The following is a 13,140-nucleotide window of genomic DNA, read 5'->3' as shown; positions in this document are numbered from 1 at the left end:
TGCGATGGTGGCCGCTATTCGTAGTGCTCGAACAGCAGCACGGATTCCAGATGCGAGGTGTGCACGAAGAAATCGGCCACCGCCGCTCGGCTGATGCGGTAACCGCCATGCACAAGGCGTGCCGCATCCCGCGCCAGGGTGGCGGGGTCGCAGGCCACATAGGCGACCCGAGGCACCGGATGCGCCACCAGGGCGCGACAGGCGGCGTCTGCACCATCCCGGGGCGGGTCCAGCACCACTGCCCCGGGGCGAAGCGCCTCGAGCCGGTCCGCCACGGCGGCCGGGTCGTTGAGGTCGGCCTGGCTCGCATTGACCGCCAGGCCATTGGCCCGGGCATTCTCGGCCAGCCGCGCGACCATCGCCGGGCTTCCCTCCACGGCGCTCACCTGGGCGCCATCGGCCGCCAGCGGCAGACTGAAATTGCCCACCCCGGCGTAGAGATCCAGCACGGCGCTCCCGTCGAGCGGCGCCAGCCACTCACGCAGCGTCGCGACCAGGCGACGGTTGACGGCCTCATTGACCTGCAGGAAATCCCCCGGGGCAAAGCCCAGGCGCAGCTCGCCACCGGCCCCAGGCAATCGATAGGCCAGACTCGGCGGCGCCGTCAGCCATTCGAACACGGGTGTCTCGCGCCCCAGCCAGCGCCCCACGGCCACTCCCTGGGCGGCAGCGAACGCCTGCCAGCGCTGGCGGTCGGCGCCATTCTCGCGCAGCTGGCGCACGATCACCGCCGTGGCGTCATCGCCGGCCACCAGCTCCAGGTGCCCCACCCACCGGGGGGCCTCCAGGGTGGCCAGCAGCGCGCGCAGCGGCGCCAGCAGGGTGGCCAGTGACGGCACCAACACCGTGCAAGCCTCCAGGTCCACCAGCCGACTGGCGTGACGCGCGCGAAAGCCTAGGTGCAGGCCGCCTTCGGCATCCACCTTGACGCCCAGCCGGGCACGGCGACGGTAGGCACTTCCCGGCTCGGCCAGTAGGGCCGGGGGCGCTGGCAGCGCGATGCCCTCCCGGGCCAGCAGCTCCTCCAGCACCGACCGTTTGTGGGCACGCTGCGCCTCAAGGGACAGATGCTGAAGGTCGCAGCCGCCACACTGGCCATAGTGGGGACAGGGCGGCACGGCACGCTCGGGAGACACCGCCACCAGGGTGCGCACGTGGGCCTCGTCGAAGCGTTGACGGGTGCGATGCACCGCCACCTCGACGCGCTCACCGGGCAGCGCCCCCTCGACGAACAGCGTCTTGCCGCTGGCGGCACGGGCCACGCCGCGGCCGTCATGGGCCAGGCGCTCTATGGTCACCGCCTGATCGGCATCGGGGCGGGGCCGGCGTGCAGTCTCTCGCGCCCCCTGCAGGCCGGACACGCCGGAGCGCTTGCGCGGCGGGCGGCGCTTGCCGAGCATCGCCACCTCAGGCCTCCGGTGCGAAAAGGCCGGTGGAGAGGTAGCGGTCGCCACGGTCGCAGACGATGAACACGATCACCGCGTTCTCCACCGTCTCGGCCACGCGCAGTGCACCGGCCAGGGCGCCGCCGGATGAGACACCGGCCAGGATGCCCTCCTCCCGGGCCAGGCGCCGCATGTGCACCTCGGCCTCGTGCTGGCCGATATCGAGCACGCGATCGACCCGCGAGGCGTCGAAGATGCTGGGCAGGTACTCCTCGGGCCAGCGACGAATCCCGGCAATGCTGGCGCCGTCCTCTGGCTGCAGGCCAACGATCTGCACCTCGGGGTTGCGCTCCTTGAGGTAGCGCGACACCCCCATGATGGTGCCGGTGGTGCCCATGGAGCTGACGAAATGGGTGATGCTGCCGGCGGTCTGCTCCCACAGTTCGGGGCCGGTCCCTGATAGTGGGCCAGGGGGTTGTCGGGATTGGCAAACTGATTGAGTGGCTTACCGTCGCCCCGGGCAATCATCGCCTCGGCCAGGTCGCGGGCCTCCTCCATGCCGCCGGCCTTGCTCACGCTGATCAGCTCGGCACCGAAGGCGGCCATGGCCTGCTTGCGCTCGCTCGACGCGCTCTCGGGCATGATCAGCACCATGCGATAGCCCTTGATGGCGGCCGCCATGGCCAGGGCGATCCCGGTGTTACCCGAGGTCGCCTCGACCAGGGTGTCGCCCGGGGCGATGTCGCCCCGACGCTCGGCCTGCTCGAGCATGGAGAGCGCCGGGCGATCCTTGACCGACCCCGCCGGGTTGTTGCCCTCCAGCTTGGCCAGCAGGGTATTGTTGCGGCCCGCCGCAATACGCTTGAGGCGCACCAGCGGCGTGTTGCCGATGATTTCCTCGAGGGTGGGGAAATGCATGTAACCTTCCTTATGGAAACGCCTTTTCATCATTATATCCGGGGCGCCATCCACTGGACAGGCATCCCGCCCGCCTGTGGCATACTGGAGCGCGAATCACCGTGCCAAGGATGCCCCGATGTCGCTCGGAAACCGTTTGACGCTATGGATACTCTGCCTGCCGCTAGCCCTGATGGCGGTAGCCGTGCTGGTGCTTCATCAGGATACCGAGTGGCGCAAGTCGGCCCTGAAGGAGCGCCTGACCCTGGCTGCCGAGCTGCAGGCCCCTGGGCTCGGCGTGGCGCTGGGCGAACAGGACACCCAGCGCCTGGACGCGCTGGCCCGGCAGCTGCTGTCCATCGAGGAAGCCCGCGGGATCGGGCTCTACGAAGGCGATGGGGTCCCCCTGCTCGAGCTGGGACGCAACGACACGTCCGCAGCCGCAGCGCCTCCCGACGCGACACGTCTGGACGATGGCAACGACCGATGGCGGCTGCTGGTGCCGCTGCCCGACGCCGAGCAACAGGCGGGCGCCTCGCCAGCGGCCTGGCTGGAGATCGATATCGACACCCGCTCCCTGACCCTGGACCACTATCGGCGACTGGCGAGCACCGGGCTTATCCTGCTGGTACTGGGGCTCGGCCTGTTCGTGCTGGGCTCGCTGTTGGGGCGGCGACTGGACAGCAGCCTGAGGGACGCCGGAAGCGCCCTGCGCTGCCTGAGGCGTGGCGACTCCCATGTTCGACTCAACGAGCAGGGACCCGCCGAGCTCAGTCAACTGGCGGCGCAGGTCAATGCCCTGGGCGATGAACTCCAGCACTCCCGGGACAACATGCAGCGCCAGATCGAGCAGACCACGGCCGACCTGCAGGAGTCGATGGAGACCATCGAGATCAAGAACATCGAGCTCGACCTGGCGCATCGCCGGGCGCTCGAGGCCAGCCGCATCAAGTCGGAGTTCCTGGCCAGCATGAGCCACGAGATTCGCACCCCCCTCAACGGCATCGTCGGCTTCTGTCGCCTGCTCGGCCGTTCGCGCCTGGACCCCCGCCAGCGAGAGTGGCTCGACCAGGTCCAGGTGGCCTGCGACAACCTGCTGGCGCTGGTCAACGATGTCCTGGATTTCTCGCGCATCGAGGCCGGCCGACTCGAGCTGGACCGCACCGAGCTCGACATGGTGACTCTGGTCGACGAGGCGCTCGGCCTACAGGCGCCGCTGGCGCACCAGAAGGACCTGCAGCTGCTGGGTCTGGTCTACGATGACGTTCCGACCTCGTTGCGCGGCGACCCCCTGCGCATTCGCCAGGTGCTGACCAATCTGGTTCACAACGCGCTGAAGTTCACCGACCGGGGCGAGGTGATCGTGCGGGTCATGGTCGAGGAGTCGGCCGAGCCGGGCCAGGTAGCGCTACGCATAGGCGTCAGCGACACCGGTATCGGCCTGTCGCAGCAGGAGCAGCTCGAGCTGTTCCAGGCCTTTCGCCAGGCGGCCCCCAGCCACCCTCGCCACTACGGCGGCTCGGGACTGGGGCTGGCCATCAGCCGTCAGCTGGTAGAACAGATGGGGGGCGAGATCAGTGTGGAGAGCGAGCCCGGCCGCGGGTCGACCTTCGCCTTCACCCTGCCGCTGGAGTGCAGCGAGCGACAGGCGCCCCCTGCTGAGCGGAGCCTCGACGGCGCTTGCATTGCCCTGCATGAGCCCCACGCCCCCACCCGCCATGCGCTTCGCCACCTGCTCGGCAGCTGGGGCGCCCGGGTGGTCGAGTCCGACACTCCCCTGGCCGCGGTGCCGGACGCCACCCTGATGATCGCCGCACTGCCCACCAGGGCGACCAGCCGACAGCTCGATGAGTGGCAGGGCCGGCTGGAAGCCGCCTCCTGCCCGGTGCTGCTGCTGGCCAATGCCAGCCCGCTGGAGCTGCCCGATCTGGCGCTGCCCGAGGGAGGCGAGATCCTCTGCAAGCCGCTGCCACGCCAAACCCTGGCCGATGCGCTGCGACGCCATAGTACCGCGCGACTCACCGCGAACGGCGAGCGCCGCCAGTCACGTCTGCTGGTGGTGGACGACAATGCCAGCAATCGCCGCCTGCTCGGCGAACTGCTCAAGCGCCCGGGGCTGATCGTCGAGCAAGCCGCCAGCGGCGAGGAGGCCCTGGCGCTGGCCGAAAGCCGCCTCTTCGACCTGGTGCTGATGGACATTCGCATGCCGGGCATCGACGGCGTGGAGACCACCCGCGCCCTGCGCAGGCTCGACGCCGGCTGGGCAAAGTGTCCAGTGATTGCGGTGACCGCCCATGCCCTGGAGGAGGACCGCCGCCAGCTGCTGGAGGCCGGCCTCCAGGGCATTCTGCTCAAGCCGGTGGATGCCAACGAGCTCGAAGGGGTACTGCGCCGCTACCTGGGCGGGGCCGCCGCCCCACCTGCTGCCGAACCCCGCTCGTCGGCGACACAGGCTCATTCTGCCAGCGGCGAACTGGCCACCGTAGACCTGGCCCTGGGGACACGGCTGGCCAATGGCAGCGAGTCCCTGGCGCGCGAGCTGCTCGACGAGCTGGCCAAATCGCTGCCGGCGACCGAGGCAGCGCTGCGTGCCGCCCTGACGGCACACGATGAGGAGGGGCTGTTGGATGCGGTACACGCCCTCAACGGGGCCTGCCGCTACTGCGGGGCGCCCGAGCTGGCGCTGGTGGCCGAGACCCTGGAGACGCGGCTGCGCTCGCGGGGCATGACCGAGATAGCCGCGCTGATGGACGAGCTGCTGCAGGCCATGGCGCGCCTCCAGGCCTGGCACGCCGCTCAGCCTTCGAGCACCACCATGGCCAGCGCCACCTCGGCCTCGTCGGAAAGCGACAGATGAATGGCCTTGACCCCGGCGGCATTGGCCAGCTCACGCGCCTTGCCACCCAGCACCAGCGAAGGGCGGCCCAGGGCGTCGTTGACCACCTGGATCTCGGTCCAGCGCATGCCGCGCCTTAGCCCCACGCCAAGCGCCTTGACGAAGGCCTCCTTGGCGGCGAACCGCTTGGCCAGGTAGGCCCCGGGGGAGACGTGATCGGCCAGCCGCTCGCGCTCCGCTTCGCCGAGCAAGCGCTCGGCGAAGCGGTCGCCGTGGCGGGCAACCGCCGTATCGAAGCGGGCTATCTGGGCAACGTCGGTGCCGATGCCGATGATCATCAGGGTCAGTCGTGGTCTTCGTGGTGGTGGTCATGCTCCTCGAGCGCGGCCAGAAACCCGGCCTCCTGGCCGGCGATGATCAGCCGCTTCATCTCGGCCACCGCCTCCTTGAGCCCCACGAACAGCGCCCGTGCGATGATGGCATGACCGATATTGAGCTCATGGAGCCCGGGAATGGCGGCGATCGCCTCGACGTTATGGTAGTGCAACCCGTGGCCGGCATTGACCGTCAGCCCCAGCTCCAGGGCCATTTCCGCCGCTGCGCTGAGCCTGGCGTGCTCTTTCCGAGCGGTATCGCCAAAGTGCTCGGCATAACCCCCGGTATGCAGCTCGATCACCGGCGCTCCGGCCTTCGCCGCGGCCTCGATCTGAGCCGGTTCCGGGTCGATGAACAGTGACACCTCGCAGCCCGCCGCAGCGAGGCGCGAGCAGGCAGCGGCGATGGCGTCGAAGCCGCCGACCACATCCAGGCCGCCCTCGGTGGTGAGCTCCTCACGCTTCTCCGGCACCAGGCAGACGTGGGCGGGACGCACCTGCTCGGCCAGCGCCAGCATCTCCTCGGTGACTGCCATCTCCAGGTTCATGCGGGTGTTGAGCACCTCGGCTAGCAGGCGGACGTCGCGCTCCTGGATATGCCGGCGATCTTCACGCAAGTGCACGGTGATGCCGTCGGCGCCGGCCTCTTCGGCCAGCAGCGCCGCCTGGACGGGTCCGGGTAGCGGGTGCCGCGGGCCTGACGCAGGGTGGCGATATGGTCGATATTGACGCCGAGCAGGATACGGGGGGGGTGCATGGGAGCTCCTTCGGTAAGCCGTAAGCCATAAGCTGTAAGATGGAGTAGCATCTTATAGCCTACAGCCTACAGCTTACAGCTCCCGGACGGAGTCGGGGCGGGCCCGCCGTCGCTCGGCAAGCTGGCGCATCAGCTCTCGCGATCGCAGCGGCCGGGCGCCCAGCAGCGGCTCCAGGGCGGCGCGGGTCACCGCCTTGGCCGGACCGGCGAGGCCGGGCAGGCCCCAGTCGCCGCCGGCCAGCAGCCGCAGGGTACGACCGTCGATGCCCGGCTCCCCCGGCACGAAGCCGCGCGAGGCGGCGTCGAAGCGGTAGCGGCGCTGAGGGTCGAGCGCTCGCCCATCGGGCTCGGTGAAGCGCGGCTCGGCATCCAGGGCCTCGAGCAGCGTCACTTCCAACCGCCGCAGCGCCGCCGCCCGACCCTCGGGGCGCGGCAGCGCCTCCAGCAGCGCCGTGTAGAAGGCAAACACCTCGGGCACCGGCAGCTCCACCGGCAGGGTGCGCGCCAGCAGCTCGTTGGCATAGAGTCCGCACAGCAGCCCTTCGCCGGCCAGCAGCGCCGCCGCGCCGCGGCTCTCCATCAAACGCAGGCGCTTGAGCTCGCCCTCCCCTGTCCAGGTCAGGTGAAGGGGCGCGAAAGGCTGCAGTCGCCCCCGGGAGCGCGAACCGGGACGCTGCACGCCCTGCGCCACCGCCCGCACCCGGCCGTGGTGCAGCGTCAGCAGCTCCACCAGGGCGCTGGTTTCGCGGTAGGGCCGCTTGTGCAGCAGGAAGGCGGGCTGGGGGGTCATGGGCGAAGAGGTTCGAGGTTCGAAGGTCGAGGGTCAAGGGGCAGGGTTGTCCCCTCGGGGTCACTCAGTCGTGGTCATAACCGAGGCTTTTCAGGGCGCGCTCGTCGTCGGACCAGCCCCGCTTGACCTTGACCCACAGATTGAGCATGACCTTGGCCTCGAAGGCGCGCTCCATCTCCAGGCGCGCCTCGCGGCCGATGTTCTTGATCCGCTCGCCCTTGTCGCCGATCAGAATCTTCTTCTGGCCCTGGCGCTCCACCAGGATGCGGGCGCTGATATGCACCACCCTGCCCTCGTCACGAAATTCCTCGATCTCCACCGTCACCTGATAGGGCAGCTCATCGCCAAGCTGGCGCATGATCTTCTCTCGCACCAGTTCGGCGGCCAGAAAGCGCTGGCTCTTGTTGGTGACCTGGTCTTCCGGATAGAAGTGAAGGCTCTCCGGCAGGTGTTTCGCCACCTCCTGCTCCAGCTCCGGCACATTGGTGCCGTGCTTGGCCGAAATCGGAATGATCGCCTCGAAGTCGCGGCGCGCGCCGACCTCGGCCAGCCAGGGGAGCAGGCTGGCCTTGTCCTGCAGGCGGTCGACCTTGTTGACCGCCAGGATCACCGGCGCCTTCACGTGTTCGAGTCGTTGAAGCACGACCTGGTCCTCATCGCTCCAGCGGGTGCGGTCGATGATGAAGACCACGCAGTCCACGTCGCGCAGGGCCTGGGTCGCCGCCTGGTTCATGAAGCGGTTGATCGCCTTGCTGCGATCCTTGGCCATGATATGGATGCCGGGGGTGTCGACATAGATGAACTGCGCCTCCCCTTCGGTCTTGATCCCCATGACCTGATGGCGAGTGGTCTGGGGGCGCCGCGAGGTGATCGAGATCTTCTGGCCGAGGATGCGATTCATCAGGGTCGACTTGCCCACGTTGGGGCGGCCGACGATTGCCACGAAGCCACAGGTCTGAGTCATGAGTTGCGCCCCTCCCGGGGTTCGAGCTGGGCCAGGGCCGTTTCGGCGGCCTGCTGCTCGGCATGGCGACGGCTGGAACCGGTGCCCAGGGTGTGGGCTTCGAGCAGCTCCACATGGCACTCCACGGTGAAGGTCTGGTCGTGGGCTTCGCCCTCCACCGAGACCACCTCATAGCGGGGCAGCGGCACCTGACGCGACTGCAAAAACTCCTGGAGACGCGTCTTGGGATCCTTCTGGGTGTCCTGCAGATCGATCGCTTCCAGCCGCTCGGCGTACCAGGCCAGCACACGGGCACGGGCGGTCTCCATGCCGGCATCCAGATAGATGGCGCCGATCACCGCTTCGACGGCATCCGCCAGGATCGATTCTCGCCGGTGGCCACCGCTCTTCATCTCGCCGGAGCCCAGCCGCAGGCACTCGCCGAAGGCCATCTCGCGGGCCAGCTCGGCCAGCGTCTGGCCGCGCACCAGCCGTGCGCGAAGCCGCGACAGCTGGCCCTCCCGAGCCTCGGGAAAGCGCTGGTAGAGCGCCTCGGCGATCACGAAGTTGACGATCGAGTCGCCGAGAAACTCGAGTCGTTCGTTATTCTGCCCGCCATAGCTGCGGTGGGTCATGGCCAGCTCCAGCAGCACGATATCGCCGAACGAGTGGCCAATGCGACGGCTGAAGGCGTCGAGAATGCGGGCGTTGGAAGAGTTGCTCACGAAGCTCCTGCTTGTTGTCTAGCGGCAATAATGGGGTTTGGCGGCGGCCCGCAGAGCGGACGGCCCGCGGCGAGGGCATGATCGCCCCCGCTCACCGGCGCCTCGAGGCGGCCCCGGCTCAGTGGATACGGCGCACGTTGGAAAAGCTCGGCAGACCACCGTCCCACTGCATCCATACGGCGAAGGCACGGCCGACGATATTCTCCTCCGGGACGAAGCCCCAGTAGCGGCTATCGTTGGAGTGGTCACGGTTGTCCCCCATGGTGAAGTAGTGGCCTTCCGGCACCACCAGCTCGCGCACCCGGGGGCCAGGGTCTCGGGGATTATTGTAGATACGGTGGCTGATCGTGCCCAGCTGCTCCTCCAGCAGCAGCTCGCCCGGCGCCTGGGCAGGACTGTTCTCCAACAGCTGCTTGGGCACCGGCTCGCCGTTGACGTAGAGCTGTTTGTCTTCGTAGCTCAGGGTATCGCCCGGCAGCCCCACGACCCGCTTGATGAAGTTCACCGAGGGCTCGTTGGGAAAGCGGAACACCATGACGTCGCCGCGCTGCGGCTCGCCCAGCTCGACGATGCGCGTATGGGTGACCGGCAGGCGCAGGCCGTAGGCGTACTTGTTGACCAGGATGAAGTCGCCCACCTCGAGGGTCGGACGCATGGAACCCGAGGGGATCTGAAACGGCTCGACCAGGAAGCTTCTCAGCAGCAGCACCACCAGCAGCACCGGGAAGAAGGAACGCGCATAGTCGACCGGCCAGGGCTCCTTGAGCACCTTGGCACGCGCCTCCTCATCGAGCCCCTCGGTGGTAGCGGCCTCGGCGGCGGCCAGGTTGCGGCGGCGCGCCGGTCGCCACCAGACCAGGTCCATGAGCCAGATGACGCCGGTCACCACCACGGCCACCACCAGCAGAAGAGAGAAATCCATGTTGTCGTCGACCCCTAGTCATTCACTTTGAGCACGGCCAGGAACGCATCCTGTGGAATCTCCACTCGGCCGACCTGCTTCATGCGCTTCTTACCCGCCTTCTGTTTCTCGAGCAGCTTCTTCTTGCGGGTGACGTCGCCGCCATAGCACTTGGCGGTGACGTTCTTGCGCAGCGCCTTGACGGTGGAGCGCGCCACCACCTGGCCACCGATGGCCGCCTGAATCGCCACGTCGAACATCTGGCGCGGGATCAGCTCCTTCATCTTCTCGACCAGCACGCGACCCCGGCTGTGGGCGTGATCGCGGTGGATAATCACCGCCAGCGCATCGACCCGGTCGCCGTTGATCAGCACGTCGAGACGCACCAGCTTGGCGGCCTGGAAGCGTTCGAAGTTGTACTCCAGCGAGGCGTAGCCCTTGGAGATGGACTTCAGCCGGTCGAAGAAGTCCATCACCACCTCGGACATCGGCAGCTCATAGGTGAGCTGAATCTGGCTGCCGAGGAACTGCATGTCGAGCTGGGTGCCGCGGCGCTGCTCGCACTCGGTGATGACGTTGCCGACGAACTCCTGGGGCACCAGAATGCTGGCCCGCACGATCGGTTCGCGCATCTCCTCCACGTCGGCCATGTCGGGCAGCTTGGAAGGGTTGGCCACGTACCTCACGTCGCCAGTCTTCATCGCCAGCTCGTAGACCACCGTCGGCGCCGTGGTGAGCAGGTCCAGGTCGTACTCGCGTTCGAGCCGCTCCTGGATGATCTCCATATGCAGGGTGCCAAGGAAGCCGACCCGGAAGCCGAAGCCCAGGGCGTCGGAGTTCTCCGGCTCATACTCCAGCGAGGCGTCGTTGAGCGCCAACTTCTCCAGGGCATCGCGGAAGTCTTCGTAGTCGTCGGCGCTGACCGGGAACATGCCGGCATAGACCTGGGGCTTGACCTTCTGGAACCCGGGCAGGCGCTCGACGTCCGGCGTCTTGGCATGGGTGATGGTATCGCCCACCGGTGCGCCCTGGATGTCCTTGATGCCGGCGACGATAAAGCCCACCTCGCCGGCGCGCAGGATGTCGGTTTCGCGGCGCAGCGGCGTGAAGATGCCCACCTCGTTGGCCTGCCAATCGCGGCCGGTGGACTTGATGCGGATCTTCTCGCCCTTCTTGAGGGTGCCATCGAAGAGCCGCACCAGCGAAACCACCCCCAGGTAGTTGTCGAACCAGGAGTCGATGATCAGTGCCTGGAGCTGGCCGTCCGGGTCGCCCTTGGGCGGCGGGATGTCGCGAACCAGGCGCTCGAGCAGGGCATCGATGCCCAGCCCGCTCTTGGCCGACACCTGGCAGGCATCGGTGGCGTCGAGGCCGATGATCTCCTCGATCTCATGAGAGACCTTGTCGGGGTCGGCCTGGGGCAGGTCCATCTTGTTGAGCACCGGCAACACCTCGAGGCCCTGCTCGATGGCGGTATAGCAGTTGGCCACCGACTGGGCCTCGACGCCCTGCCCGGCATCCACCACCAGCAGGGCCCCCTCACAGGCGTAGAGCGAACGCGACACCTCATAGGAGAAATCGACGTGGCCGGGGGTATCGATGAAATTGAGCTGGTAGGTATTGCCATCTTGGGCGTGGTAGTCGAGCGTCACCGACTGCGCCTTGATGGTGATGCCGCGCTCACGCTCGAGGTCCATGGAGTCGAGCACCTGCTCCTTGAGCTCGCGCTCGGTCAACCCGCCGCAGGTCTGGATCAGGCGATCGGCCAGGGTCGACTTGCCGTGATCGATATGGGCGATGATCGAGAAGTTGCGTATGTGCTTCAGCTTGTCGTTGCGTGCGTCGTTGCTCATCTAGCCCGGTCCGGTGTTCGTCGCGGGCGGAAGCGGCAGCATCGGCCGCGCCCCGGCCACGTCGTATGAATTCAATGGCGGGTATTGTACCGGCATGGCGGGGGGTTGGACAGCGCGGCCGCCAGAAGCGGCCGCGCCAGTGGCGCCCCAGAGGGGTGTGGAGGGGCGCCGGGGAAGGCAGGCGGCTAGGTCACCGGTGGTGAAGTGCCGTTACTCTGCAAGCCTCAGCGCCACGAACAGTGAGCGGCCGTCGCGATAGAGGCGCACCGGCAGCGCGCGCTGGCCATCAAGGGTTCCGGCCAGCTCGGCCAGCTCGGCCGGATTCTCCACCCGCTGATGATCGATACTGACGATGATGTCACCCGGGCGAATACCGGCCTCGGCGGCCGGCCCCTGACTCTGGACCTCACGCACCCGCACGCCGTATTCGATGCCCAGCCGCTCGCGGTCGGCAGCCTCGAGCTCGGCCACCGTCATGCCCAGACGCTCGTGGCCGCTCGGCGCATCGGGCCGTTCGGCGCGCTCATGCGTCTCCGGCCAGTCGGCAATGGTGACCGTCTCGGTGGTCCGTTCGCCGTCACGCATCAGGGTCAGCTCGACATCGTTGCCCGGCACCACTCGCCCGATCAGCCGCGGCAGGGTGCTGGAGCGCTCGACCTCCTCGCCGTCGACCTCGAGAATCACGTCACCGACCCGCAGGCCGTCACGTGAGGCCGGCCCTTCCGGGTCGAGATCGGCGATCAGCGCCCCGCGGGGACCGTCCATGCCGAACGATTCGGCCAGATCGCGGGAGACCGGCTGAATCATCACGCCCAGCCAGCCGCGGCGCACCCGCCCATCATCACGAATTTGATCCGCCACCCCCATGGCCACGTTGATGGGAATGGCGAAGGAGAGCCCCATGAAACCGCCGCTGCGAGTGAAGATCTGGGCGTTGATGCCGACCACTTCGCCGTCGAGGTTGAACAGCGGCCCACCCGAGTTGCCCGGGTTGATGGCCACGTCGGTCTGGATGAAGGGCACATAAGCGTCGCGCGGCAGCGTACGGTTGATGGCGCTGATGATCCCCGCGGTAACCGAGTGCTCGAAGCCGAAGGGAGAGCCGATCGCGGCCACCCATTCGCCGACCTTCAGGTCGTCCGAGTCGCCAATCGCCAGGGTGGGCAGATCCTCGGCCTCCACCTTGAGCAGGGCCACATCGGTCTGACTGTCGGCGCCGATCAGCTCGGCCTCCAGCTCGCGCCGATCGGCGAGGCGGACGATGATCTCATCGGCACCCTCGACTACGTGGGCGTTAGTCAGAATGTAGCCGTCGGCACTGATGATGAAGCCGGAGCCCAGCGACTGACGCTCCTCGCTCCGGCCACCGCCCCCCGGCGGCTGCGGAAAACGCTCGCCGAAGAAGTGGCGGAAGATATCGGGAATCTCCTGCCCACCGAACCCCTGGAAGGGATCGCGTCGCTCCACCACCCGCGTCGAGGCGATATTGACCACCCCGGGGCGGCCTGCTCGACCAGCTCGGTGAAATCCGGCAGGTCGCGCGCCTGAACCGACTGCCAGGCCAACATCAAGGCGGCCACGACGGCCCAAAGGGAAAGGTGTCGCATCATTGGCTTCATGGAATGCTCCTGCATCAGCTTGCTCGTTCTCAACGACTCATTGTTTGCGACTTGAGGAAG

Annotated in this window: 8 protein-coding genes and 3 pseudogenes; 1 reads left to right on the top strand and 10 read right to left on the bottom strand. The window is 67.7% G+C overall.

Annotation, left to right across the window (positions count from 1 at the left end; translation table 11 throughout):
- Nucleotides 1–14 precede the first annotated feature (14 nt).
- Both ACSJDS_RS09570 and cysM read right to left on the bottom strand, forming a co-directional pair.
- Nucleotides 15–1,406 (bottom strand): TRAM domain-containing protein, encoded by a 1,392-nt coding sequence (locus tag ACSJDS_RS09570; RefSeq protein WP_473033061.1) that lies wholly within the window; start codon nucleotides 1,404–1,406, stop codon nucleotides 15–17.
- A 1-nt stretch (nucleotide 1,407) separates the two neighbouring features.
- A pseudogene (gene cysM, locus ACSJDS_RS09565) lies at nucleotides 1,408–2,303 on the bottom strand (cysteine synthase CysM).
- 118 nt (nucleotides 2,304–2,421) lie between these two features.
- On the opposite strand from cysM, the gene ACSJDS_RS09560 reads away from it, so the two are divergent.
- A complete protein-coding gene (locus tag ACSJDS_RS09560) occupies nucleotides 2,422–5,139 on the top strand; it encodes a response regulator (RefSeq protein WP_473033059.1) in 2,718 nt (905 codons plus the stop codon).
- Here ACSJDS_RS09560 and acpS read toward each other — a convergent pair.
- From acpS to ACSJDS_RS09520, 8 genes and pseudogenes are all read right to left on the bottom strand, one after another.
- Entirely contained in the window at nucleotides 5,079–5,456 is a 378-nt protein-coding gene (gene acpS / locus ACSJDS_RS09555) for a holo-ACP synthase (protein WP_473033058.1), read from the bottom strand. The two genes, ACSJDS_RS09560 and acpS, sit on opposite strands and share 61 nt — an antisense overlap.
- 5 nt (nucleotides 5,457–5,461) lie before the next feature.
- Nucleotides 5,462–6,168, bottom strand: a pseudogene (gene pdxJ / locus ACSJDS_RS09550) (pyridoxine 5'-phosphate synthase); the annotation flags it as partial.
- 154 nt (nucleotides 6,169–6,322) lie between these two features.
- Nucleotides 6,323–7,039: a DNA repair protein RecO gene (gene recO / locus ACSJDS_RS09545; RefSeq protein ID WP_473033057.1), complete on the bottom strand. Its 717-nt coding sequence runs from the start codon at nucleotides 7,037–7,039 to the stop codon at nucleotides 6,323–6,325.
- 64 nt (nucleotides 7,040–7,103) lie between these two features.
- Nucleotides 7,104–8,003 (bottom strand): GTPase Era, encoded by a 900-nt coding sequence (era, locus tag ACSJDS_RS09540; protein ID WP_473033056.1) that lies wholly within the window; start codon nucleotides 8,001–8,003, stop codon nucleotides 7,104–7,106.
- Entirely contained in the window at nucleotides 8,000–8,707 is a 708-nt protein-coding gene (gene rnc, locus ACSJDS_RS09535) for a ribonuclease III (RefSeq protein ID WP_473033055.1), read from the bottom strand. The genes era and rnc overlap by 4 nt, the downstream gene beginning before the upstream one ends.
- A gap of 118 nt (nucleotides 8,708–8,825) precedes the next feature.
- The gene (gene lepB, locus ACSJDS_RS09530) at nucleotides 8,826–9,629 is read right to left on the bottom strand and encodes a signal peptidase I (protein WP_473033053.1); all 804 of its coding nucleotides are present in this window, start codon (nucleotides 9,627–9,629) and stop codon (nucleotides 8,826–8,828) included.
- A gap of 14 nt (nucleotides 9,630–9,643) precedes the next feature.
- The gene (lepA, locus tag ACSJDS_RS09525; protein WP_473033052.1) at nucleotides 9,644–11,461 is read right to left on the bottom strand and encodes a translation elongation factor 4; all 1,818 of its coding nucleotides are present in this window, start codon (nucleotides 11,459–11,461) and stop codon (nucleotides 9,644–9,646) included.
- 210 nt (nucleotides 11,462–11,671) lie between these two features.
- A pseudogene (locus ACSJDS_RS09520) lies at nucleotides 11,672–13,080 on the bottom strand (DegQ family serine endoprotease).
- Nucleotides 13,081–13,140 lie beyond the last annotated feature (60 nt).

The sequence above is a fragment of the Halomonas sp. SL18_1 genome (assembly GCF_055755715.1).
The sequence above is the reverse complement of the archived record's forward strand: the minus strand, read 5'-3'. Positions and strand labels throughout refer to the sequence as shown.

What these genes read in the sequence shown, in the direction of transcription:
- ACSJDS_RS09560 (WP_473033059.1), top strand. Translation starts at nt 2,422, where the DNA reads ATGTCGCTCGGAAACCGTTTGACGCTATGGATACTCTGCCTGCCGCTA.
- acpS (WP_473033058.1), bottom strand. Translation starts at nt 5,456, where the DNA reads ATGATCATCGGCATCGGCACCGACGTTGCCCAGATAGCCCGCTTCGAT.
- recO (WP_473033057.1), bottom strand. Translation starts at nt 7,039, where the DNA reads ATGACCCCCCAGCCCGCCTTCCTGCTGCACAAGCGGCCCTACCGCGAA.
- era (WP_473033056.1), bottom strand. Translation starts at nt 8,003, where the DNA reads ATGACTCAGACCTGTGGCTTCGTGGCAATCGTCGGCCGCCCCAACGTG.
- lepB (WP_473033053.1), bottom strand. Translation starts at nt 9,629, where the DNA reads ATGGATTTCTCTCTTCTGCTGGTGGTGGCCGTGGTGGTGACCGGCGTC.
- lepA (WP_473033052.1), bottom strand. Translation starts at nt 11,461, where the DNA reads ATGAGCAACGACGCACGCAACGACAAGCTGAAGCACATACGCAACTTC.